Origin of the sequence: Ktedonobacter racemifer DSM 44963 (assembly GCF_000178855.1) — a bacterium.
Taxonomy (GTDB): Bacteria; Chloroflexota; Ktedonobacteria; order Ktedonobacterales; family Ktedonobacteraceae; genus Ktedonobacter; species Ktedonobacter racemifer.
The window spans coordinates 1,707,871-1,730,329 of sequence record NZ_ADVG01000004.1 but is presented as its reverse complement, the minus strand read 5'-3'; the positions used below and the strand labels follow the sequence as shown (position 1 = coordinate 1,730,329).

19 protein-coding genes and 1 pseudogene are annotated in these 22,459 nt (G+C 53.5%); 11 read left to right on the top strand and 9 right to left on the bottom strand.

Features of this window, described 5'->3' with window-relative positions; translation table 11 throughout:
- The first annotated feature begins 9 nt into the window (after positions 1-9).
- Positions 10-1,149 carry a hypothetical protein gene (locus KRAC_RS49225; protein ID WP_007920181.1) on the top strand — a complete coding sequence of 380 codons (1,140 nt, stop codon included), beginning with the start codon at positions 10-12 and terminating at the stop codon, positions 1,147-1,149.
- Positions 1,150-1,229: 80 nt separating this feature from the next.
- Here the strand turns inward: KRAC_RS49225 and KRAC_RS49220 are convergent, their stop codons facing one another.
- Positions 1,230-3,092 carry a glycosyl hydrolase family 18 protein gene (locus KRAC_RS49220; RefSeq protein ID WP_007920180.1) on the bottom strand — a complete coding sequence of 621 codons (1,863 nt, stop codon included), beginning with the start codon at positions 3,090-3,092 and terminating at the stop codon, positions 1,230-1,232.
- Between the two features lie 383 nt (positions 3,093-3,475).
- Positions 3,476-4,048, bottom strand: coding sequence for a hypothetical protein (locus KRAC_RS49215; protein WP_007920178.1), 573 nt, complete (start codon positions 4,046-4,048; stop codon positions 3,476-3,478).
- A gap of 689 nt (positions 4,049-4,737) precedes the next feature.
- On the opposite strand from KRAC_RS49215, the gene KRAC_RS49210 reads away from it, so the two are divergent.
- Positions 4,738-6,477, top strand: a complete 1,740-nt coding sequence (locus KRAC_RS49210) for an ABC transporter ATP-binding protein (protein WP_007920167.1) — start codon at positions 4,738-4,740, stop codon at positions 6,475-6,477.
- Positions 6,474-8,249, top strand: a complete 1,776-nt coding sequence (locus KRAC_RS49205; RefSeq protein WP_007920162.1) for an ABC transporter ATP-binding protein — start codon at positions 6,474-6,476, stop codon at positions 8,247-8,249. Before KRAC_RS49210 ends, KRAC_RS49205 begins: the two co-directional genes overlap by 4 nt.
- A 138-nt stretch (positions 8,250-8,387) precedes the next feature.
- Here the strand turns inward: KRAC_RS49205 and KRAC_RS49200 are convergent, their stop codons facing one another.
- Entirely contained in the window at positions 8,388-8,573 is a 186-nt protein-coding gene (locus KRAC_RS49200; RefSeq protein ID WP_007920161.1) for a hypothetical protein, read from the bottom strand.
- A 795-nt stretch (positions 8,574-9,368) separates the two neighbouring features.
- Between KRAC_RS49200 and KRAC_RS49195 the strand changes: the two are divergent.
- Positions 9,369-10,686, top strand: a pseudogene (locus KRAC_RS49195) (MFS transporter).
- A gap of 402 nt (positions 10,687-11,088) precedes the next feature.
- Complete coding sequence (locus tag KRAC_RS74155) at positions 11,089-11,253, top strand: hypothetical protein (RefSeq protein WP_169461047.1); 165 nt, start codon at positions 11,089-11,091, stop codon at positions 11,251-11,253.
- Positions 11,254-11,348: 95 nt separating this feature from the next.
- On the opposite strand, the gene KRAC_RS49185 is transcribed toward KRAC_RS74155, so the two are convergent.
- Positions 11,349-12,527, bottom strand: coding sequence for an RNA-guided endonuclease InsQ/TnpB family protein (locus KRAC_RS49185; RefSeq protein ID WP_007920159.1), 1,179 nt, complete (start codon positions 12,525-12,527; stop codon positions 11,349-11,351).
- A gap of 150 nt (positions 12,528-12,677) precedes the next feature.
- Between KRAC_RS49185 and KRAC_RS49180 the strand changes: the two genes are divergently transcribed.
- The 3 genes from KRAC_RS49180 (at position 12,678) to KRAC_RS49170 (ending at position 14,253) form a co-directional block, all read left to right on the top strand.
- Complete coding sequence (locus KRAC_RS49180) at positions 12,678-13,190, top strand: hypothetical protein (protein ID WP_007920158.1); 513 nt, start codon at positions 12,678-12,680, stop codon at positions 13,188-13,190.
- Positions 13,162-13,503 carry a hypothetical protein gene (locus KRAC_RS49175; protein WP_007920157.1) on the top strand — a complete coding sequence of 114 codons (342 nt, stop codon included), beginning with the start codon at positions 13,162-13,164 and terminating at the stop codon, positions 13,501-13,503. The genes KRAC_RS49180 and KRAC_RS49175 overlap by 29 nt, the downstream gene beginning before the upstream one ends.
- Positions 13,504-13,674: 171 nt before the next feature.
- Positions 13,675-14,253 carry an RraA family protein gene (locus KRAC_RS49170; protein WP_007920156.1) on the top strand — a complete coding sequence of 193 codons (579 nt, stop codon included), beginning with the start codon at positions 13,675-13,677 and terminating at the stop codon, positions 14,251-14,253.
- Between the two features lie 84 nt (positions 14,254-14,337).
- Here KRAC_RS49170 and KRAC_RS49165 read toward each other — a convergent pair whose 3' ends face one another.
- The 3 genes from KRAC_RS49165 to KRAC_RS49155 form a co-directional block, all read right to left on the bottom strand.
- Positions 14,338-16,794, bottom strand: a complete 2,457-nt coding sequence (locus KRAC_RS49165; RefSeq protein WP_007920155.1) for a xanthine dehydrogenase family protein molybdopterin-binding subunit — start codon at positions 16,792-16,794, stop codon at positions 14,338-14,340.
- A 200-nt stretch (positions 16,795-16,994) separates the two neighbouring features.
- The gene (locus tag KRAC_RS49160) at positions 16,995-17,585 is read right to left on the bottom strand and encodes an ATP/GTP-binding protein (RefSeq protein ID WP_007920154.1); all 591 of its coding nucleotides are present in this window, start codon (positions 17,583-17,585) and stop codon (positions 16,995-16,997) included.
- A gap of 43 nt (positions 17,586-17,628) precedes the next feature.
- Positions 17,629-18,258 carry a uridine kinase family protein gene (locus KRAC_RS49155; RefSeq protein ID WP_169461046.1) on the bottom strand — a complete coding sequence of 210 codons (630 nt, stop codon included), beginning with the start codon at positions 18,256-18,258 and terminating at the stop codon, positions 17,629-17,631.
- A 391-nt stretch (positions 18,259-18,649) separates the two neighbouring features.
- Between KRAC_RS49155 and KRAC_RS49150 the strand changes: the two genes are divergently transcribed.
- From KRAC_RS49150 to KRAC_RS49140, 3 genes are all read left to right on the top strand, one after another.
- Positions 18,650-19,942, top strand: coding sequence for an ISKra4 family transposase (locus KRAC_RS49150; protein WP_007920152.1), 1,293 nt, complete (start codon positions 18,650-18,652; stop codon positions 19,940-19,942).
- Positions 19,899-20,216: a hypothetical protein gene (locus KRAC_RS77415; protein WP_244422541.1), complete on the top strand. Its 318-nt coding sequence runs from the start codon at positions 19,899-19,901 to the stop codon at positions 20,214-20,216. The genes KRAC_RS49150 and KRAC_RS77415 overlap by 44 nt, the downstream gene beginning before the upstream one ends.
- A 300-nt stretch (positions 20,217-20,516) precedes the next feature.
- Positions 20,517-21,134, top strand: coding sequence for a LysE family translocator (locus tag KRAC_RS49140; protein WP_007920150.1), 618 nt, complete (start codon positions 20,517-20,519; stop codon positions 21,132-21,134).
- 70 nt (positions 21,135-21,204) lie between these two features.
- Here KRAC_RS49140 and KRAC_RS49135 read toward each other — a convergent pair whose 3' ends face one another.
- Positions 21,205-21,831, bottom strand: a complete 627-nt coding sequence (locus KRAC_RS49135; RefSeq protein WP_007920149.1) for a hypothetical protein — start codon at positions 21,829-21,831, stop codon at positions 21,205-21,207.
- The gene (locus tag KRAC_RS49130; protein WP_040447395.1) at positions 21,828-22,382 is read right to left on the bottom strand and encodes a hypothetical protein; all 555 of its coding nucleotides are present in this window, start codon (positions 22,380-22,382) and stop codon (positions 21,828-21,830) included. The genes KRAC_RS49135 and KRAC_RS49130 overlap by 4 nt, the downstream gene beginning before the upstream one ends.
- Between the last annotated feature and the right edge of the window lie 77 nt (positions 22,383-22,459).

Sequence of the window (22,459 nt, the reverse complement as noted above, 5' to 3'; positions counted from 1 at the left end):
AAGATAGCAATGGATCAAGCATCACTTGAACAGCCTGAAGTCAAGCAATCAGAGGTTGAACAGACTACGTTACTCTTACCTGGAGCGCCGCAAAAACCTGCCCACCGCAACAGGTACCTGCCGATTGGACTCACACTCGCTGGTATCCTGGCGGTTCTCGTCGCGCTCGTCACTCTACCTCTATGGCAAGATTATTTACTGATAGACAAGGCTTCCCCATCCTCTCCTCATGCGGGAACGACGCATACCGTCTCGAAGCCAGGTCCCACTCCCACTCCCATCCCCTTTGATCCCAGTGTGGGAGCGGTATTGCCTACCCATCGTGTGGTGGCCTTCTATGCCGTACCAGGCGCGGAGCCAACCGGGCCTGCTTATGTAGTTAACCAGGCGATGCTCGACCATCTAAAGCAACAGGGAGCAGTCTATGAGCAGCTAGATCCGGCTCATCCCGTTCAACTGGGCATTGATCTCGTCGTGAGCGTGCCCGATTCCTATCCAGGACCAGATAACACCTATAGTCATCACGTCGACGACGACACATTACGTACATACGTCGATTTCTGTCAGCGCAACAACCTGCTCTTATTTCTCGATCTAAACATCGGCCAGGCTCCCGTCATGAAGGAGGTCTCGTCCTTCCTGCCCTACCTGGAGCAATATCCCTTTGTGCATATGGCAATTGACCCGGAATGGATGTTTCCTCGCCACGATGGTATTCCGGGCACAAATCTGAGCAATGTGCGGTCCAGCGACCTGAATCCAATTATCGACGCCGTCGCCGCGCTTCCCCAGAAGTATCACATCCCGCGGAAGATCCTCATCATCCACCAGTATCGCGGGGATGGCGAGAGCGCGAGTAATCCCTATGACGCCGGAGAGGCGGAGATCGCCGATAAGCGCAACCTGCACTCCAGCCCACTGGTTGACATGGTAATTCATGTCGATAGCGTTGGTGGCTTTCCCGGAGACAAAGAGGAGAAGAAGCAGCAGTATAACGAGTGGGTCGGCAACGATATGCAGCACTACCATAACTTTCGCTACGGCGGCTTTAAGATCTTCTATAAAATTGAGGCCAAGACGGGCATCATGCCTACCAAAGATGTCCTGGCGCTCAACCCACCACCCATGGTCATCACCTATGGAAACTAATCAACCTCAACAATGTGGTGTGGAGCGCACTGGCAGCCGCAGGCTGCCAGTGCGCTCCACACCACATTGTTGAGGTTGATTTATTGCAATGAGAAATCGTCTGCGTAGACGTTGCCCTGGGCATACCATCCATGTATATAGATGGTCGCGCTCGTCTGGGAGGCGCCAGTCGTAAAGGTTACGCTCAGTTGCGTGTAACTGCTACTACTGGTCCAGTTCGAGCTTCCACCCTGAACGCCGATGTAGGCATAGGAACCATTCACATAGGCCGACAGAGTGTACGTATGATTGGGTTGGACCGTAATCGTCTGGTCGCACTCACCCGTCGTTGAGCTGGTTGGCGTCACCTGCAAGGCATGAGTACCACCATGCACAGGCGAGGAGACCACCATGTCGTTACTATCGCAGCTCCAGCCAGAGAGGGTGCCACTCTCGAAACCGGGATTGGTTACCAGATTACCTGGAACTGGCGTCGGGGTTGGGGTTGGCGTGTTTGTAGGTGTTGGGGTCGGTGTATTAGTTGGCGTGGGCGTTGGCGTGTTAGTTGGGCTTGGAGTTGGCGTCTTCGTCGGTGTATTGGTCGGCGTTGGCGTTGGCGTGCTACCACCGCCAGAGTTCCCCAGGCCACTATAGACGGCATTCACAAAGCTCCCTGAGGTATCATCGCCATCCAGCGACCAGGAGAAGGCACCGCCCAGACCCTTGCTATTGATATAATTCGTCTTGGTCGCGACGGTAGTGAGATCGTCATAGCTCCAGAAGGTTGTGCCGTTGTACACCCAGTTAACCTGGGTCACCGGATTGCGGTAGCTGGTATACCCCGTCAGGTTCTTGAGCACCTTGTAGTCCTCGATACCCGCCTCATAGGTACCTGGAGCCGCCTGCATCGAGGAGCTGCTCTGGTAGAGGCCGTTGTTGACATTAGGAACATTCGTCCAGCCACGCCCATAGATAGGCATGCCCATGACAATTTTGCTGGCGGGAATACCGGCCGCAAGATAGTCCGTTACGGCATGATCAATACTGTACGAGTTCGCAGGAGGAGCCGATGGATCGGCGGGATCGGCATACAGGGGCGCGTTGAAATCGGTTGGGCCAGTCGCGTTCCATGCTCCATGCATATCATAGGTCATGAGGTCGACCCAATCCAGATACTGACCAATCTGGTTGAGCTGAATATTCTGATACTTATCCTGACCAGCAGGAGCGGCAACTGTCAGCAGGTAATGCTTTCCCGACTGAGCGCCAGCCTGGTCCAGCTGGGTGCGAAACTCCTTGAGCAGATTGGTATAGTTCTGCGTATCCTGGGGACCATGAGGATTCCCATTCCCTGGATCATTGGGATACTCCCAGTCAATGTCGATACCGTCAAAGATACCCGCCATCGTTCCCGCGCCAGCCTGGTTGCCCAGGATATACTGATCAATGCAGGAGTGTACAAACGCAGAGACGTTTTGTGGCGAGGCAGCGGCAGAGAAATTGGTGGACCAGGTCCAACCACCAATAGAGATAAAGATTTTGATGTTGGGGTAGAGCGCCTTGAGCTCCTTGAGTTGGTTAAAGTTGCCTGCCAGAGGCTGATTCCAGGTATCGGCGACCCCATTCACCGCCTGGTCAGCGGTAAATGTCTTCTGATAATCGGCGTAGGTATCGCCTGAATAACATTGATAGCTACTGTTGATGTTCGCAAAGGCATACATCAAGGCATTCAACTTTGAGGCAGTACCATTCGTCACAATATTTTTGACGTTGTAGTTACGCTGGTAGATGCCCCACTGGGTAAAATAGGCGGCATTGATCTTGTTGCTCGAGGCCAGGGTGGCGGCTTGAGCCTTCGTAGGGGAGAACTGGGCCTGAGTAGCGTGTGTGACGACAAAGGACATAACCAGGGTAAACACGATACAGACCACTGCGAGGAATCGGGTTGGTGCATGACGCTTCATTGGGTTTCCCTCCCGCATAAAAACGCTTTGCCAATATAAAAAGCACTAGCAAAAACTCACCAGGACACATTCGTACGCGCGGCGCCTGCTTATAAATCTTACGTCCGATGGTCTAGAAGACCGTATATTATGCTGCATACATCCCTGAAGCATAACGTATGGTGGACGGATTCTTACAGGATATGCGCGTACTCCCAAATGAGAAAGCCTAATAGTAACTGTATCCGCTTTTCGTTTCATTGTCAAGTCATCTAGACCACTAGACGGCCTTGCTAATTCTCCTCCCATCTTCCATAAGACAAAGTCTTATATAAGACTACTCATAGAGAAGAGCGCCAGGCTGGAAGAGCGTTGATCTTCCAGCCTGGCGCGTCTACTGCGGCTTAACTCAAGGGGATAGTGATGTCTCCATCTTTGCCACAGGTCTTGATCACCAGCGCCTGGGACGTCCGATCAATACTGCCGCAGCTATAGTTGCCAGTTGTTTTGACTGGCTGAGGCACTATTGAGTGCTGTACTACCTCTGTCACATGACAGGGCGTGCCCTGGGAGAGCGTAAGGATACGCCTTGTAATCGTATCTACTCCCGTAAAGTTCACCGTCAGGGTCGCAGCCTGGCACTGTTGATAGGCATGCCAGAAACACTCTTTCGCATCGCGAGTTTTTGCATCTACCGCAATCGGCGTCGCGGATATTCTGATCGTTCCGCAATTCAAGATCGCCTTTGTGCCGGGCGTGGTCGAGGTTGCAAGTGCGGTTGGAGCCTTCGAGGCACTAGTAGCAGAGGCAGAAGGTACTACCGTTTGCGTGACCGCATTGGTGCTAGAAGGGTTATCACTGGTAGAGCCTCCGCTGGCACTCCCACAGCCACTCATAGCCAGGATAAAGAGACCAAGCAATGAGGCGATAATGCTAACGCGCACTCCATGCCTAACTGGCAGTGTTTTCATTCTCATCTAAGAACTCTCCTGAGCATTTCACACAAGCAAGCACTCTGCATATGGGTGCTAGCGATGCTTTGTCACATGTCGATACGCCATTGTTCCATTCAAGGTGACGGATTGTGCGCGCCAAAAGTTCCCTTTCGCGCCTGCGGTGCTCAGGGGAAGGGGGTTGTGATGGCTGGCAGAGCCAGCCATCACAACCCCCTTCCCCTGAGGCGAGCTTGCGAGCCGAAGCAGATGTCAGAGGGAAAGGGAAGGCCCTGTTTGCCGCTTCTACAGGCCTTGACTTTGGGGCCTTTCTTGAGGTAAACTAGAAAAGCTCAAATGTATTGATTGCTTTACTATAACCGCAGAGGGAGCGTGTTCATGGCTTCTAGGGTATGGCTGCCAGACCTGGTAACAACTCGTAATACCGGCAGTTTTAACTTGCCCAAGGCCTCACTCTGCCCTTTTTATGCTGCCTCTACACTTGACGGAAGTACTTCTCCAGGCACATAGACGCTCTACACAGACCGTGGGCACAGGATGGTCAACGCCCGCGGTTCCTTTCCACTCACATCTTCTCTGTATGCTCCGCGGGATGCTGTCCCATCCTCTAGCTTTGCTACTGTTTTTTTCTGTCCTGTCTTGCGCTCGTTTGTTCTAGCGTTTTACCACTGGACACTCGCCGGGTATATACATCCACAATAGAAGGGACCATCATGCATTTCAAAGACTATCGCCATCTGCTGGCAACCTACCTTGCTCCACAAGGGCGATTGGTGGTGTTACTGGCGCTCTTGCTTTGCGGCGATATCGCGCTCCAGCTCGTCAATCCGCAGCTTCTACGTATTTTTATCGACACGATTACAGCGACTACCATTCAGACACCTGTGCTTGGAATCGCCTTGCTCTTTATAGTAGTCGCGCTCCTACAACAGGCGGTGAAGATTGTCGCGACCTACTATAGCGAGCGCGTGGGCTGGACAGCGACCAACGCACTACGCGTTGACCTGGCTCTCCACCTGGTAACCCTGGACATGGGTTTCCATAAAAAGCATACTCCGGGTGAACTGATCGAGCGCGTGGATGGCGATGTGACAGCCCTGGCAAATTTCTTCTCTCAGTTTGTCATCAAGGTGCTGGGTAACCTGCTGCTGCTCGTTGGCGTTCTCATAGTAATGCTCTTTCAGGATTGGCGCGCCGGGCTTGCGCTCGCACTTTTCACTATCGTAGCGCTACTGTTGATTAATAGCGTGCGCAATGTCGCGGTGACGCGCTGGAAGACTTTTCGCCAGGCCAGCGCCGAACTGTATGGCTTTCTTGAAGAGCGGCTGCATGGAACAGAGGATATTCGCTCCAGTGGAGCGCAGGGTTACGTTTTGCGCCGCCTCTACAGCTATACACGCCAGCGCTTCCGTACCGCGCGTTCAGCCAGGGTTATGTCGGTCGCTGTCTGGACCATGCCTATTCTCACCTCTCTGCTGGGAACCATGGTCGCCTTCCTGGTCATCACCTGGTTCTACCAGCGTGGTGAGATGACGCTGGGTATGGCCTTTCTGATTTTCTACTACACGCAGCTCATCTTTCAACCTATTCAAGCCATAACCGATCAGCTCGATGACTTCCAGAAGGCCAGCGCTGGCTTTGTGCGCATCCGCGAGTTACTTCAAGTGCAGAGCGAGCTTGAGGATGGCCCCGGCGTGGCTTTTCCCAAAGGTGCGCTCGACATCGAGTTTGAGCATGTCGTCTTCGGCTACGGCGAGGAAGACATGGTCGTGCGCGACCTGGACTTCCATATAGAGGCTGGAGAAGTACTGGGGCTGCTGGGGCGAACGGGCAGCGGCAAAACGACTATTACCCGCCTTCTCTTCCGCCTCTACGACCCGGTCAAGGGAACAATCCGCCTGGGCGGCCAGGAGCTGCGCGCCGCCAGGAGAGCCGACCTGCGCGATATGATCGGCATGGTCACGCAGGATGTCCAGCTCTTTCATGCCAGCGTCCGCGACAACCTGACCTTCTTCGACCAGAGTATCGATGACCAGCGCATCCTCCAGGCTCTGGAGACGCTCGGACTCCGCGACTGGTATGATGAACTGGAGGACGGCTTGGACACGATTCTGGCGACGAACGGAGGTGGCCTATCCGCTGGTGAGGCTCAGCTCCTGGCCTTTGCGCGTGTCTTCCTTAAAGATCCTGCCGTCATTATCCTGGACGAGGCCTCTTCGCGCCTGGACCCAGCTACTGAGCGGCTTCTGGAGCGCGCCATTGATACCCTGCTCCAGGGGCGAACGGCGATTATTATCGCGCATCGCCTGAGTACGGTTCAGCGAGCCGATAGCATCATGGTGCTCGACGATGGAGGCATCCGCGAGTATGGCTCCCGTCTTCAGCTCGCCTCCGATTCGGACTCCTACTTCTCACATCTGCTACACGCCGCCCATGAGGAGGTTCTACAATGAAAGCCTGGCGCTTTTTCTGGCACCTGATTCGCTTCCAGCCCTGGTATTACCTGCTCAACTGTCTCTTTATCGTGCTGGTCTTTGTCTTCGAGATGATTCCAGGTCTGATCTCACAGCGTTTCTTTGATAGCTTAACAGTCCATAGCTTGAATGAGCAACTCCTCTGGTCCATAGCCGCGCTCTTCCTGGTCTCAGGCCTGGGGCGTCTGACCTTTCTCGCAGGCTGCCAGCTAACGAACTCGCCCTTCATGTATACCAGCGCGGCCCTGCTCCAGAAAAACATTTTCGCCTGGGTTCTGCAACTGCCAGGTGCTCGGGCGCTGCCTGCGTCCTCGGGCGAGGCTATCAGTCGCCTACGCGATGATGTGGACGAGATTAGTTCCTTTTTGATGGGCTTTAACGACCTGATTGCCCTGATTCTCTTTGTGGGCATAGCCTTTGTTATCATGCTCAAGATCAGCCCTTTTATTACCTTGTTCGTTTACCTACCCCTGATCATTATCGTGGCCTGCGTGAATATCGCGGGCCAGCAGATCAAGAAGCGGCGCGGCGATAACCGTAGGGCCACTGGCGATGTGACAGGCTTCCTGGGCGAGCTCTTTGGCGCGGTACAGGCGGTACAGATCGCAAATGCCGAGCAGAAGAGCATTACACACTTTCAGCGGCTCAACCAGGTCCGCCTGACGATGACGGTACGCGACAAGCTGCTTGACCAGGTGCTTCAATCGACCTTCTCCAATACTGTGAGCATAGGTACAGGCGTGATCCTGTTGCTGGCTGGGCAGGTGATGCATAATGGGTCTTTTACCGTGGGCGACTTCGCGCTTTTTGTCTACTACCTGGGCTGGATTACAGAGTTTACAGCGCACTTTGGCCGCATGCTGACAGCATACAAACAGGCAGATATCTCTGTCGAACGTCTGCTTACGCTGATGCAAGGAGCACCTGCATCCAAACTGGTTGAGGTGAGTCCGCTGTATATGCGCGGACCACTTCCAGCCTTGCCCGCGCCGCCTCCTATCAGGGAGGATAGGCTCCAGGAATTGAAAGTTGAAGGACTTGGCTACCGCTATCCCGACGCTGAGCATGGTATTCGTGACATCAGCTTCTCGCTAACACGGGGATCGTTCACGGTCGTTACTGGCGAGATTGGCTCGGGCAAGACGACCCTCTTGCAGGTATTGTTGGGGCTATTGCCGAAAGAGGCAGGCGATATATATTGGAACGCGACACGCGTGGAGCGGCCAGGGTCCTTCTTCGTGCCTCCACACAGCGCCTATACCTCGCAGGTGCCGCACATGTTTAGCGATAGCCTGCGCGAAAACATCCTGCTTGGTATGGAGGATAGTGAGGCGAACCTGAAGCAAGCGCTTGAGCTGGCGGTATTGGAGCCTGATATCGCGGAGATGGCCGAGGGACTGGATACCGTGATCGGTCCCAGGGGCGTGCGTCTCTCTGGGGGCCAGATCCAGCGCTCCGCCGCAGCACGTATGTTTGTGCGTCCCGCCGAACTCCTGGTGGTGGACGATCTCTCCAGCGCGCTGGACATTGAGACCGAGGCCCTACTCTGGGAGCGCATCTTCGCACAGAGAGATAAGACGGTCCTGGCGGTCTCTCACCGACGCTCCGTCCTGCGCCGCGCCGACCATATTCTCGTCCTCAAGGATGGTCAACTCGAGGCAGAAGGCACACTTGAGCACCTCCTGGCGACCAGCACGGAGATGCAGCGCCTCTGGCAGGGCGAGTACAGCCCTCTGGAAACCACCTTCTAGAGCAGAGGAAAATATAGAGGAGTAAGGTTGTCAGTGAAGGCGCTCACGCCTTCACTGACAACCTTACTCCTCTATTAAAAAAAAGGAACGTCGATCATGTAATTATGACACATGATCGACGTTTCTTTTGTATCGCTCTTAGCGATGCGAGAGTTGCTCGGGAGCGACAACGACCTGCTTGACGCTGCCCTCAACCTTGACGCGGATGACCACACCATCTGCCTCCTGGCGAATAACCACGGCGGGGGCTGGAACATTTTTCTGACCCTGGCGATAGTGCCACATAACCAGGTCGTGCTCACAGAACTTCTCAAGCGTAGGCATATACGATTTCTCCTTTATTTTCACAAGTTTTCTACTTGTTGACTATCTCTGTTGCTTTGCTCTATGATCTTATTCCGAAACCCAACGCCACTGGCGTGTCTAGCGCTTTGCGCTCAGGGTGTTCGGAGAAGAAGTATGCAGACATGTGCCACTCTCTGAAGGATGAGATGAAAGGGATAATAGGCCTGCACCATGTCTCATATATAAGAACACTAAACTGACTGCTTCAATGCCTAAAGGGGGGTAGCATTTCCTATGTGGTCTTCGCGAAATAACTCTTGCGATCCTCACTAATTTATACTATCGACCACAAATTATATCTCTAAAATCACCCTTCTTTGGAACGACTTGCCCTTTCGTCAAGATCCTGTAAACAGGCGTATTATACTCCTCCCCCAGCACATGACAAGAGAGAAAGTACCTTTGTACCAGGTGACTTCAACGTCTCCCTAAGCGGCCTCCCATTCGTGGTCCGTTACACAACCTTGAGAAAGAAGGAGGCTACACCAAATGCACATTCTATGCTTGACCTCTCGCGCCTGCGGCACTCGCGTTAGTTGATGATGTGATGGATGCTCCCTGGCAGCCATCACATCATCAACTAGAAGTAATTTACATTTGGGGCTAGTTAAAGGGCCTGCTGGCCTTTATCTTTGACTTATTTCAATAAGTTAGTTCTAACACATTTTAAGCAAAAAGTGATATAGTGTAATTCACCGTTCCCCAATTTATATATGGCGGCACACGCACATACTATTCGTTAAGGATGAGTTTACAGTAAAGGAGTACTCTACCTTGAGCAGCGTCGCTACCTCCTTGAACAGGAATCAACGTAACATCTTTATCGCAAGCTTTCTCGGTTGGACCCTTGATGCCTTTGATTTCTTCCTCGTCTCATTGACTGCGACCGAGATTGCCAAAGAGTTTCACCTTGGGGTTACCGCCATCCTGCTGACCGTGACCCTAACTCTGGCGATGCGCCCGCTGGGCGCCCTCATCTTTGGTTTACTAGCTGAACGTTTTGGACGCCGCACTCCGCTTATGATCGATATTCTGCTCTATTCAGCCCTGGAGCTCCTCACGGCCTTCTCTCCCAACTATATTACGTTTCTTGTCTTGCGCATTCTCTTTGGCATTGGTATGGGCGGTGAATGGGGTCTCGGCTCCTCGCTGGCTATGGAGTCGCTGCCAACGAGCTCACGCGGCCTCTACTCTGGTATTCTCCAGCAAGGCTATGCCTTTGGCTATCTGCTGGCGGCCCTTGCCTATGGGGTGCTCTTTCCCATTATTGGCTGGCGCGGCCTCTTTATTGTAGGCGCGTTGCCCGCCCTCCTGGTAGTCTATATTCGCCTGAGCGTCACCGAATCCGAGGTCTGGACACAACGCCAGGAGTCGCTACGCTCGCGTGGCATCGGGATGTGGCAAAGTATCTGGAAGGCCATTAAGAGCCACTGGCTCGTCTTCTTCTATGTCATTTTCCTGATGACGGCCTTTAATAGTCTCTCTCATGGCACTCAGGATAACTTGCCAACTTTCTTGAAGGCTCAACTGCATTTCAGTCCTGGACAGGCCTCCACCATTACGATTATCTCTAATATTGGGGCGATTATTGGAGGCACGCTGTTTGGGGCCTTCTCTCAGTCCTGGGGTCGCAGGCGCGCCATTATCATTGCCAGCATCCTGGGTATCATTATGATCCCGCTCTGGACAGGGCCTAATTCAGATACCGCTAGTGGGAACGGCCGTTTCACTGTCAATTGGCGCCTTCTTGTTACAGTTTATGGTCCAGGGTGCCTGGGGTATTATCCCTGCTCACCTGAATGAGCTCTCGCCCACAGATGTACGTGGCACCTTCCCGGGCTTCGCCTACCAGCTCGGCAATCTCTTCGCCTCCTGGATCGTCTTCATCGAGGGCATTACAGCCAATGCCTTGGGAACGGAGAAGCTCCCCAACTATCAACTGGCGCTGGCTTACTTCTCAGTAGGCGCCTTCCTGGCGGTCATTATCTTTACTGCCGTAGGTCGCGAGGCCCGCGAGGCAGATTTCTTGCGTCACGACGACGAGACGGAGCACATCGAACTCGCGGAAACAGGCGAAACCTCTCCCGCCTGACATCCGGTACATAATTCATTCCAAATACAAACGGGCAGGTGGTCGATATTGACCACCTGCCTGCTTTCACTTTCGTACATTGTATTGCAATGTATCACAAAGGTGTAACAAGGGTTAAAATCATGCTCTTCTTATTATCTAGGTCGCTTTTATACGTTTTTACGCTATTGACACCTTTCCACACATCTATGTTATAGTAGTATGCGTAAGCTCATGTATTCAAATATGTTGGTAGACAATTTAAAATGTAGCTAGATGAAATGGTGTGTGAATATGCTTCAGAATAACCAGCGTACCTTCTCCCCCCAAAAGCCTGAGTTTATGTTACCACCAATAGATTCTTTCACGCCGAAAAGTCTCTATAACAACTTTGGCAGAGCAGATTCGGGTGTAGTGAGAGACATGCCTGCTTCGTCAAACTCTTCTGCCGCCACCACAGATACCGCCTTGCCATTCTCGCCTTCTCTCTTCCAGATCATCGAAACGCTGATCGATGATCTGGCGGTCTTCAATGAGGAGGGCTTTCTCCTCTGGGCCAATATGGCTTTTCATGACCTGCTCCGATAAATGTAGGAAAACGTATGCGAGCATAGCTCTCTCACATCGTTCGTTGTTGCTGCTTCATCCGTAGGTGCCTCAACGTGACCGGCACGTTTTTGGTCTTACCCCGCGTCCACAGCCAAGTTTCCGTCTTCGTCCGAGCCAGTACCGGAGACGGCTTGATCAATGAGCCCGATCAAGCGGAGGGCTTCCGCCAGGATATTCAGAGAGGCATTATAATCTCTATCCTGCTCGAATTGAGCATACGCGCAGTGAGGGTTCTGACAGAGAAACATCCGATCTGAGAGCTGCATGTCTTCCCACTTCCAGCCGCAACCGTGACAGGTTTTACTGGAAGCAAAGAAACGGTTGACCTTGATGACGTGCCCACCTCGTTGCTCCACCTTCGCCTTCAGCACGTTCAAGAGTTTGCCTAATGACGCATCCGAGAACGAACGAGCGAGCTTACGATTCTTGAGCAATCCCTTGAGGTTGAGGTCTTCAATGCCAATGATCCCGTAGCAGTTCGCGAGCCGGGTCGTCAGCTTGTGGAGCACATCATCTCTCATGCAGGTGATTCGGTAGTGCAGGCGTGCAACCTGCCTGCGTGCTTTCTCCCGGTTTTTCGAGCCCAGTTTGCGGCGATGGAGCCGCTTGTTGGCCTGACGTAGCTTTTTGAGCGCGGTTTTGAGGAAGGCTTGGTTCTCGACTTCCTCTCCCGTACTCAAGGTTGCCAGTCGGTTCAGTCCGACGTCGATGCCACACGCAGCCAGTTTCTTCGCCGGGATCGCATCTGGAAGTTCGACCTGAATCGAGACAAACCACCAGTCTGCCGTTTTGGTGATGCGCGCACCTGTCACGTTGCCCACAAAGCGCAAGTTCTCTGCCATATTCACCCAGCCGAGCTTGGGGATCCAGATCCGATGGTCCCCAAGCTCGAATTGATCATTGGCGAGATAAAAGCTCAGTTTGCTTTTCTTCTTGCTCTTGAAGGTGGGCCGACCTGTCTTTTTTCCCTTTTTCAAACCGTCAAAATAAGCGGCCCAGGCTTTTGCCAGATCGAGGAACGGCTGATCGGAGGCATTCTTCGTGACCTCCCAGGTCCAAGGGTACTCTTGCCGTCGGATCTGGTTGAATTGCTTCTTCAATTTCAAGGCGGTTGGGTTCTCGCCCGCTTGATACTGTCGGTTCCATTCTGCCAGTGCCCAGTTCCATGTAAATCGAGAAACACCTGCAGCTCTGACAAAATAGCGTTTCTGCTCTTCAGTTGGATGGAGGCGTATCTTATGCGCGCGAATCATTGCCCACCGCTCCTGATAGACGTCAAAACCCCTTCTTTCTTCTAGTATAGAACATTTTTTCGCATATGCCTATGAGAAGGTACTTTATGGGCATATTGCCACGCTTTGCCTACATTCTCTTCTCTTTTTGAGAACCGTTGAAATCTCTTTTTGATTGAACATCATCCGCGTTTCCTCGCTCTCTCGCACGAAGAACGTTTCGCGCTGCTGCAAGTTCGCTCTGTGGAAGGGCAGCACCTGCTGATAGAACAGACGCCACTGGCGCGTATCTTCGCGGGCGAGTCCCTGACAGGGGAGAACACGCTCGACATCTTCATTCATTCGCTGGATGGTCAGGACCGCCTCCTTAATGTGAGTGGCACTCACATTTACGACGAACAGAGGCGTATTCGCTGGGCCGTCCTCGTCTATCGCGATGTGACTCGGCAGCGCGCGCTTGAGCGCCAGACCTATGATCGTCTCAATATGTTTCTGGAGCTTGCGCATGTCATTGCGCTAGAAGCAACCGAGAGGCCTGATACCAATCAGCTTAGACAACAACGTGAGAGCTTGAAGCAAATCACAGCTCTACAATGTCAACTCTTCCACACCACACTTGCAAGCATTCTCCTTCTAGATGCCAACGTGACCGGTCATGGATCTACTCTGTCTGGGGTTGGATGAGCCAGAGGAGCAACGCCTGGTGCATCAGTTCATGGGGAAATCGCTGGAAGACATGCCACTGCTGATACATCTCCAGCAAGAGGAAACATCTCTCTTCCAGACATCACAGCTTCCCGCTCTGCTGCAAAACCTGGCTCCAGGTATGAAGCAAACCCTTCTCTTACCGCTCCTGATGGGATCACACCTCTTTGGCATTATTGCACTCCACAGCCCCACGCTCGAAGACTTTCAGGTGCAGGAAGATGTAGAGGTCGCCCTGGCGGTCAGCCATGTGATGACCTTGATTGTCGAACGGATGCAGCGAGGCAACTAATTCTCGCGCCTGCGGCACTCGCTATGTTATATGATGTGGTCCACCCGGGAGGACATCTCGGGGCAATCGCAAGTATACTAACGGATAGGTGGTGTGGTAGGTGGGAGGCGATATGCATCTTCTGCATATCGCCTTATTTCGCTACTAATTAGGGAAAGGCAAAGAAAGCATATGAGAGAGTATCCAGAGTGGCTCTCGGCCACACTAGCATCTGACGCAAGTGAAGGCAAGGGTGTCCTTCCCAACTATATTCTCCCGCTGTTACCGGGTTCACGCGTCGTTGGCCCGGCCTATGTCGCGCTGATGAGCCAGGATGATAACCTGGCCATTCGCAAAGTGCTGGAAGCGCCACCTGAGCCGGGAACAGTGCTTGTCGTCGCGGGTGGGCATGCCTCGCGGACAGCGACTGTGGGCGACCTGCTCGCGCTCGAAATGCAGAACGCAGGACTCGCAGGCCTGATTACGGATGGCCTGGTCCGTGATTCCAGGGAGATTAGAGCACTTGAAGTATTTCGCGTATGGTGCCGTGGGGTGACCCCTACTGCCTCACGTAAGGACGGTCCAGCGGTCGTGGGCGGCCGCATCACCTTTGAAGAAACTGTCGTTCGCGATGGCGACCTGGTCATCGCGGACGACGATGGAGTCGTCATCTGGCCTCAAGAGCAGATCGAAATACTGCTTACCCGCGCTGAAGCCAGGCTCCAGCAGGATAACGAACGTCTCGCCAGACTACGAGCGCAACAGCGTTAAGTATAGTTCACTATGCCCAGGGATGTGATGTGGCGGATGGCCTTCGGCCATCCGCCACATCACATCCCTGGGCATAATAGAATATCAACCGAATTCGGGAGTTTCGTTGGAAGCCTTGACCTCTGCCTGGAAGACTGAGGGGAGCACAGGATCTGTTTCCTTTAAGGCCCCCTGACGCGTGGACTGGATCAGGCTCCAGACCCGCTCAGGTTTAATGGGCATATCGATGTTCTGAATACCTAGCGGCTCCAGGGCGTCCAGAACGGCGTTGACGACCGCCGGGGGCGCGCCAATGGTGCCGCCTTCTCCAACACCCTTCACGCCCAGAGGATTGCGGGGCGAGGGTGTCTCGACAAAGGCGGCTTGTATCTCGGGTACGCCCCGCGCGAAGGGCATGGCGTAGTCCATGAAGGTACTGGTGAGGAACTGTCCCTCCTGGTCATAGAGCGTTTCCTCATAGAGGGCTTGGCCAATTCCCTGGGCAACACCGCCATGGACCTGGGCCTCTGCCAGGAATTCGTTGAGCACGCGCCCACAGTCGTCGACCGCGACATATGCCTCCAGCTTTACCTCGCCCGTCTCAGTATCGATCTCGACGACCGCCAGGTGCGCGCCCGAGGAGAAGGTCGACTCAGGCGAGACAAAATCACGCCAGGCAGCCAGGCCCTCGATAGGAGCGCCGTTCACGGGATTAGGAGCCTCATGCTCGATCAGCTCAGGCTGTGCCTCAACCATCCTTGCCAGTTCACCCAAACTCAACACGCGTGCCGGGACGCCCTGTACCATCACCTGTCCATCTTCCAGCACCAGGTCCTGTGAAGAAGCCTCCAGCATCCGTGCCGCCACCTGCAAGGCCTTCTCACGTACAGCCTGAGCAGCGAGCAGCACCGCCGAGCCGGAGGTCTGAGTGGTACGACTGCCAAAGGTACCAATGCCAAAGGCGGGCAGAGAGGCATCGTTCATCTGGACTTCAACGTGCGACATAGGCATATTCAGCTCTTTCGCCACAACCTGGGCGAAGGCCGTGAAGTGTCCCTGGCCGTTGGAGGCCACGCCACTCTGCACCAGGATCGTACCATCAGACCGAATGCGTACCGTGGCGGCCTCCTGGGGAATACCAGGCCTGATCGGTCCCATGCTCCCGCCAGAGTTTTCGATGAAGGTCGCCAGCCCGATGCCTAATAGGTGCTTGCTCTCACCCTGGGAGCGCTGCTCGCGCTGCTTCGTACGCCAACCAGTGTAGTCTGCGAAGGTCAGCAAGCGCTCCAGGCCAGACTGGTAGTTGCCGCTCTCATAGCTCATGCCCATGACTGTCCGATGAGGAAAGTCGTTCGCGGCGATGAAGTTCCGCTGGCGCACCTCGGCGGGATCGAGCTTTAAGATATGTGCGATGCGATCCAGTGTGCGTTCCAGGATGTATGCCGCCTCGGGTCGGCCCGCACCTCGATAAGGAGCGGTAGCGACCTTGTTGGTGTAGACGCCAACCATCTGTACATCAATAGCCTGTACCTGGTAGGGTCCACTCAGCAAATAGGCCGTGCCATGCGGAACCATGGCGGTAATCGCGGAGAGAAAAGCCCCCAGGTCCGCCACCGTACGCACGCGCAATCCAAGCAAGCGACCATCGCTTTGGAAGGCGGCTTCGATGTAATTGATCTGCCCTCTCCCCTGCGTCTGCGCCTGCAAATTCTCGCTGCGGCTCTCAATCCATTTCACTGATCGTCCATACCTGACGGCGAGCGCGGCAGCAACCAGTTCCTCGCCCACAAAACCCGCCTTGGAGCCAAAGCCTCCCCCCACCTCGGCATTATACACATGAATCTTCTCGCGTGCGATGTGCAGGAAATGCGCCAGGGTATCTCTGGCACGGTAGATGGACTGTGAAGATAACCAGGCCGTTAGCTCGCCCGTTGCAGGATCAAAGTCAAATAAGCATCCACGTGGCTCAAGCGAGCTGGGGGCAATACGCTGGTTCACAACGCGAAAGCGTGTGGTATGCTCAGCCTGGGCAAAGGCAGCCTCGATATCCCCCCCGCTGGCGTGCGTCTGCACGACGATGTTTGAGCCAAATTCTTCATAGAGCAGGGGAGCATCCGGGGCGAGTGCCTCCTCGGGATCACTTACGACTGGCAGGGGTTCATAGCTGATATCGACCAGGTCGCGCGCATCGGCTGCAAGGGCTGGACTCTCTGCGAGCACGACCGCCACGGGATCACCTGCATAGCGCACTCGTTGCAGAGCCATGGGGCGCCGCTGCGGCTTCTTCAGGCCTGGCATAGGCACGGGTTCGAGGATGGGCATATCGCGCACCAGCTCCTCCCCTGTAAATGCTCCCACGACTCCCTGTAGCGCTCTCGCCGCCTCCACGTCTATCTGCCCAAGCTTGGCATGGGCATAGATGCTGCGTACAACCGCCATATGCAGGGGCGCCGGTCGCCCCTCCGGCAGGCGTATATCATCGACGTAATGGGCACGCCCAGTAATAAGCGCGAGGTCTTCTCTACGCCGTCCATCTGCTGCAAGAATATCCTGTTTTCCCATAAGAAAGGTAACCTTCCATTCGGCTCACTAACAGGTACATTCGTTCATCCAACATACCGGATGATCTTTCACTCTCCCATTATGTACGATGAGCATTCCAACGACAACCAGGTAACCACGGTGCGCTGTAGGACCTCTAAAGAATATGCCCAAAAACGCATTAATCCGATAAGCATGCCCAACTTTCAAGGTGGGTTCTGCTACCCTGGCAACTTGATTTTTTCCTCCTCTTGGAAAGCTTCGAGGATTTCATCAATCCTACGACATCGCTCTTGAAATGTCCCATTGAGGAGTTCATATGGAAGAGATGTCTCCTGAAAGAAATGGATAAAAGCGTCATGGAATTGCTGTCTTGTATCGAGATCTTCCTGCCGAATACCATCCGTCACATAGTCTATACCGACTGGATCGAGTAGAAGCAATTTGGAGTAGGTAGAGGCCCACGTTTGTACTCTCTCAAAGAGCTTGTTTGCGCCCAGTTTATCGCCGCAGGCTCTTACATATACGACTGCGTCAAGGACAGACCTGTCGCAGAAGAGAAGATGTGCTCCAGTTGCATACGCCTCCTGCTCGTTTCTGAGGGCGAGAAGCTGAATTTTTCCTTGCGTCACAACGGAGAATCGATCGGAGACCGTATGATTTGCAAAAAACATTCTTGCCGCTTCCGCAACGCATACCACCACCCCTGGATCATTTTTGAATGTCTCTCTGTACCGTTCTAGTAACGTTGTTTTGCCCACACAGCTTGCGCCAATAAAGGCGATTTTCATCTGGCGCTTTCTTCCTGGCATCTCTTACTGCAGCCTCCATTAGCGACGAAAATAAGAAGATACTTTACAGAAAAAAGCGCTCTCGCGTCTCCTCATTTGCCTCCACCACGAAATCGGCCTCCCGCATCTGTGAGAGTCCCCAGCGCTGCTCGCCCAGCGAGACAAAATGGTAGCGCTTCTCAAACTCCTCAGGTAGTTTCCCACGCTCAACTACGTCACGCACACGGGAGCGCGCACGCCGGACCTCTGTCTCGGCCTGAATATACAGCGTCACAAACGAATCCGTCAACTCACGAAATAAGGACTCAAAACGGATCGCGTACAACCCCTCGACAATCAGAGGCTGCTCCATGCCCAGGCTCATCTCCTGCTCGCCCACCTTGCGGTTCTCCACAAAACTGTAGTGAGGAATCTTTGCATGGCCTGTGCAGAGCAGTTCGCGTATATCCTGCTGCATACGCTCTACGATATAAGCCTCTGGACTCTCCCACTGCGGCACCAGCCCATATTTCTCATCGTACTCTCTCACCACCTGCTCCTCATCCACATAATAGTGATCCATCGAGAGCAGGGCCGCGCCCAGATAGCGCGCCAGGGCCAGGGAGAAGGTAGTCTTGCCCGAGGCAGCGGGACCAGCAACCAAATACAAACGTTTCGTAGGTAGTTCCGTCACACGCGACAGCAGAGTTGGCATAGACAACATATACAGCTCCTTTGCTTACACAGAGGCATAGGCATGATCTTTTATTTAGACAAACTCATAGCCAGGGTCGAGATAGCATCTGGAAAATTTCTGCTCCAAACAAATATAACATTTTAGGGCATACATTCGCATTTGTCTATACGAATGTATGCCCTTATGCCCTAAAATGTTAGGCGCCATCACGTCCTATTTGCCGCCTGCGGCGGCAGGAAAGAAGAATAAAGAGATTTTTCGGGGACACCCCGAACTCCGGCAAAGGGCTAGCCGCCCTTTGCAATCCCGCTCTCTCCATCAGGGTGTCCGTCATCTTTTTGCAAAAGGGCTAGACAAAGACCCTCTCTTCTGCGAAGATGAGTTCAATCTCAAGAGGGGAAGGAAAAACATGAGCGAAGAGAGCGATCAAGGCTGGCAACAGCTGAGTGAACAGATTCTCACCGATATCAAAGAGTGGCGGCGGGCCCATCCCAAGGCCACCTTCCGTGAGATTGAGCACGAAGTGCATCGGCGCCTGAGTCGACTGGAAGCCCAAGTGATTCAAGATGCAGTACAAGAGAGTGAACAACGTGACTGGAGTGGTGCCCCTGCCCAAGAGCGCCCCAGCTGTCCCGTGTGTGGAACCCCCCTGCAAGCCCGTGGGAAACGGACACGCTGTCTGCAAGGAGCGGGAGGGCAAGAGATCACGCTCACGAGAACGTACGGGACCTGCCCCACCTGTGGGACAGGGCTTTTTCCCCTCGATGAGGAGTTAGCGCTCCCAAGAGGGAGTACCTTGACCTCTCTGCAACACGAGCATCTGGTGCATCTCTCCAGCTGGATGCCTTTTGCACAAGCCGCCAAGATGATGGAACGCTTGTTAGGGGTTCAGGTCAGTGAAGCGAGCACGCGCCGACAGAGTGAACGGGCAGGTGCCTTGGCCCTGGCGGTGCAAACGGCTCAGGCCCAGATGCCTGTGCCAGAGCATCTGCCTGCCAGCAAGCCCCCCAAGCGCCTGGCCATCAGCGCCGATGGAGCCTATGTGCCTTTGCTCAAGGGACAATGGGCAGAAGTCCGGACGGTGGCTCTGGGCCAGGTCGAGCACCAAACGACCTCGACAGGAGCGCAAGAAGTCCATGTCCACCAGCTCTCCTATTTTTCCCGCATGTGTGATGCTCAGACCTTTGCCAGCCTGGCCGAGGTGGAGATGCGACGGCGAGGGGTGAGTCAGGCTCAAGAGATCGGGGCGGTGACCGATGGAGCTGATTGGTTGCAAGGCTTCCTCGATCTGCATTGTCCCCAGGCGCTACGCGTTTTGGATTTTCCTCACGCTGCAGAGCATCTCAATCTGCTCATCCAAGCCTTGCACCAAGCTGGTCTGGCTCTGCCTGCCGATCTGCTTGAGCGAGCGTGTCATCGACTCAAACATCGGGGCCCCCATCTGCTCATCTGGCTGCTTTCCCGCCTTCCAGCCGATCTGGCCCAGCAGGAAGGAGTGCGTGAACAGGTGGGCTATTTTCTCAAACGGGAAGCGTTGATGCAGTATCCCCACTACCGCAAGCTCGGTTGGCCCATTGGCTCTGGGATGGTGGAAAGTGCCAATAAAGTGGTGGTTGAAGCTCGCCTCAAAGGCGCGGGCATGCATTGGGAGCCCAGCCATGTCAATCCCCATGCTCACCTTACGCAATGCCGTCTGCAATGAGCGGTGGGAAGCGTGTTGGCAAGAGATCTGCACAGAGCAATATCGCCAGCTGCTGCTGCGCCGAAAACAGCGGGTGCTTCCTCATGTGGAACAGATGGTTTCCTCCTTGATGCTTTGGCTCCTGCAGTTTCGGCCCCCCACTCCCAAACCGGTTGCGCCGCTGCCTCGTCCGGTGGCACCTGCTGCCACCTTGCCTGGTTCTTCTCGTCCTTCCTCCTATCATCCCTGGAAACGAACGCTTGCTTGTCGCTCCAAGCCTATTGCAAAAAAATGACGGACACCCTCTCCATCAAAAGCAGCAGACATTTCCCGCTAGCTATGCTATACTCAAGCAGAATAGGGTAAAAGGATCGGCCATTAAAGACATGCCTGTGATGCTACTTCTTAGCACAAACACATATGTTCAACAGCAGCAGAGCCAGCGCCTGTACAGGTCTGGTTCTCTGGGCATGTCTTCTTCTCCCACAGTTCCATAGAGCACATAGCCGCTAACGGCTAAAGCCAACGCCAGACCTGAGATATGAGGTCTGGCGTTTTTTTGTTCCCTTTTTAGCCTTTTGTAAGGAGTATTCAGATGGATATCGCGACCTTCTTCCGCACGCTCTTTATTGGTATCTCTATTGCCGCGGCGGTCGGCCCTATGAGCTTGCTCTGCATTCAGCGCACGTTGACGCGTGGCTATCTCTATGGCCTGGTATCGGGCCTGGGCATCGCCAGCACCGATGGGCTTTACGCCAGCATCTCCGCCTTTGGCCTGACCGCGCTCTCCGACCTGCTCATCAGCCAGAACTGGTGGGTTCACCTACTAGGAGGGATCTTCTTGATCTACCTGGGCTGCCGCACAGCACTCACTCTTCCAGCTCGCAAGGCCGCGCACAGTGTCTCAGCCGTCAACCTGCCCAGAGCTTACGTGACGACGCTCCTACTCACCCTGACCAACCCTATGACCATTCTCTCTTTCGCTCTCATCTTCGCGGGCATCGGCTTGGGCACGACGAGTGGCCCGCTCTCCGCGCTCGTCGTCACGCTGACGATCTTTCTCGGCTCCCTGCTCTGGTGGCTCATCCTCGTGAGCGGCGTCAGCCTGCTGCGCGAGCGCTTAACCGCAACCTGGCTTTTATGGATCAACCGCCTCTCTGGCTGTGGCATCGCCCTCTTCGGCCTGCTCATCCTGCTCAACATCAAGCTCTAGCTATCTCTCATAAGATGTCTCTCTTCAGGCAACATCTCAAGGGAGGCATCTTACCAAGCCACAAACGCTTTTACTCGACATCCGCCTTCGGCACAACGCTCTCACCTAGCTCCGACATATCTATCATCCGTATATGTGAACCATACTTCTGCATGTACTCTTGCCAGCTTGCTCGTGCTTGTCTTTGACGCAAATATCCACGCGCATTAACATACAGCCATTGTCGCTGTATATTACTCTCTGAAAGCTTTGCGAGTCGATATAAAAGCCTATTCAACAATGAACGCTTTATCACAGCCTTTAGTTGAAGTTTACCTTCGCGCAAAGAGTTTGTGAATGTAGCTGGCTCCTCTAGAATGATGAGTAATTTATCTTCTGCGCCCTGGATCATAGTGATACTCTTCCAGGGCAAAAAGAAAGTTTGACTTTGCTCCCAGAGCGTTATACCCTCACGAGATAAAGTGAGATGAGCGCCAAATATTGAATAGCAATAAACATTTAAAATCAGTACCATCACTACCATAGGCACGACTCGCCCAAAAAATTCATACCAGGACCAGGATGTGAATAATAAAATTACAAGCCATGACACATCGCATATAAGAATCACATCCAATGCGAGCAAGGACAATAAAACTATTTTCCCCGGCCGGTGGTTAAGGCGAAATAGCTTGACGGTATCTTTTACAGCTTTCATGGCAGGGCCTCACTTTGCTCCCAAAGCATATCTATAAGTTCTTCCTGATCTTGATAATTGCGTAGTTTAAGGCATTTGCCATCACGCGAAAGGATAGTATATTCTCCTCTATCAAATTTAGATGATATTATCCTCACAATATCTGTCAAAAATACAATCTCGGAGCGGCTACGCCTGAACGGTCTCGTGACTCGCAGTGCTGCATGCTCACAAAAGATAAGATGCTCGTTCTTTGACCGCTGGAACATGATGCAATACAATATACCTCCTATCAAGAGACCACTCACCCCATTTACTAAAGATCTAAATGTGTAGCTTGGCAAAGCATACAGGTTGAAGCCAATACTGGAGTGTTGTGGATACCAGCTAAGGAGATCACTAACAACAAACGCAAAAGATAAAACACTCAACCCAATGATAATACAAATGCACCACTGCCAGAAACGAATGTACCTAGCTTTTAAGCGATACACCTTTAAAGGCTCACCAAGTTGGTTTTCCTCAATCAAACGCACGTCTTCCTCGGAAAGTTGAAGGTTTTGCTCCAACATAGACATATATATCCTTTGTTGCAAGTCATGAAATAGTTCTGCTTATTAATACATACGTTTCTCTGGCCAAAAATCAA

Bases quoted from the DNA above. Each gene is read 5' to 3' on its own strand.
- KRAC_RS49225 (WP_007920181.1), top strand. From the start codon at position 10: ATGGATCAAGCATCACTTGAACAGCCTGAAGTCAAGCAATCAGAGGTT.
- KRAC_RS49220 (WP_007920180.1), bottom strand. From the start codon at position 3,092: ATGAAGCGTCATGCACCAACCCGATTCCTCGCAGTGGTCTGTATCGTG.
- KRAC_RS49215 (WP_007920178.1), bottom strand. From the start codon at position 4,048: ATGAGAATGAAAACACTGCCAGTTAGGCATGGAGTGCGCGTTAGCATT.
- KRAC_RS49210 (WP_007920167.1), top strand. From the start codon at position 4,738: ATGCATTTCAAAGACTATCGCCATCTGCTGGCAACCTACCTTGCTCCA.
- KRAC_RS49205 (WP_007920162.1), top strand. From the start codon at position 6,474: ATGAAAGCCTGGCGCTTTTTCTGGCACCTGATTCGCTTCCAGCCCTGG.
- KRAC_RS49200 (WP_007920161.1), bottom strand. From the start codon at position 8,573: ATGCCTACGCTTGAGAAGTTCTGTGAGCACGACCTGGTTATGTGGCAC.
- KRAC_RS74155 (WP_169461047.1), top strand. From the start codon at position 11,089: ATGCCTGCTTCGTCAAACTCTTCTGCCGCCACCACAGATACCGCCTTG.
- KRAC_RS49185 (WP_007920159.1), bottom strand. From the start codon at position 12,527: ATGATTCGCGCGCATAAGATACGCCTCCATCCAACTGAAGAGCAGAAA.
- KRAC_RS49175 (WP_007920157.1), top strand. From the start codon at position 13,162: ATGGATCTACTCTGTCTGGGGTTGGATGAGCCAGAGGAGCAACGCCTG.
- KRAC_RS49170 (WP_007920156.1), top strand. From the start codon at position 13,675: ATGAGAGAGTATCCAGAGTGGCTCTCGGCCACACTAGCATCTGACGCA.
- KRAC_RS49165 (WP_007920155.1), bottom strand. From the start codon at position 16,794: ATGGGAAAACAGGATATTCTTGCAGCAGATGGACGGCGTAGAGAAGAC.
- KRAC_RS49160 (WP_007920154.1), bottom strand. From the start codon at position 17,585: ATGCCAGGAAGAAAGCGCCAGATGAAAATCGCCTTTATTGGCGCAAGC.
- KRAC_RS49155 (WP_169461046.1), bottom strand. From the start codon at position 18,258: ATGCCAACTCTGCTGTCGCGTGTGACGGAACTACCTACGAAACGTTTG.
- KRAC_RS49150 (WP_007920152.1), top strand. From the start codon at position 18,650: ATGAGCGAAGAGAGCGATCAAGGCTGGCAACAGCTGAGTGAACAGATT.
- KRAC_RS77415 (WP_244422541.1), top strand. From the start codon at position 19,899: ATGTCAATCCCCATGCTCACCTTACGCAATGCCGTCTGCAATGAGCGG.
- KRAC_RS49140 (WP_007920150.1), top strand. From the start codon at position 20,517: ATGGATATCGCGACCTTCTTCCGCACGCTCTTTATTGGTATCTCTATT.
- KRAC_RS49135 (WP_007920149.1), bottom strand. From the start codon at position 21,831: ATGAAAGCTGTAAAAGATACCGTCAAGCTATTTCGCCTTAACCACCGG.
- KRAC_RS49130 (WP_040447395.1), bottom strand. From the start codon at position 22,382: ATGTTGGAGCAAAACCTTCAACTTTCCGAGGAAGACGTGCGTTTGATT.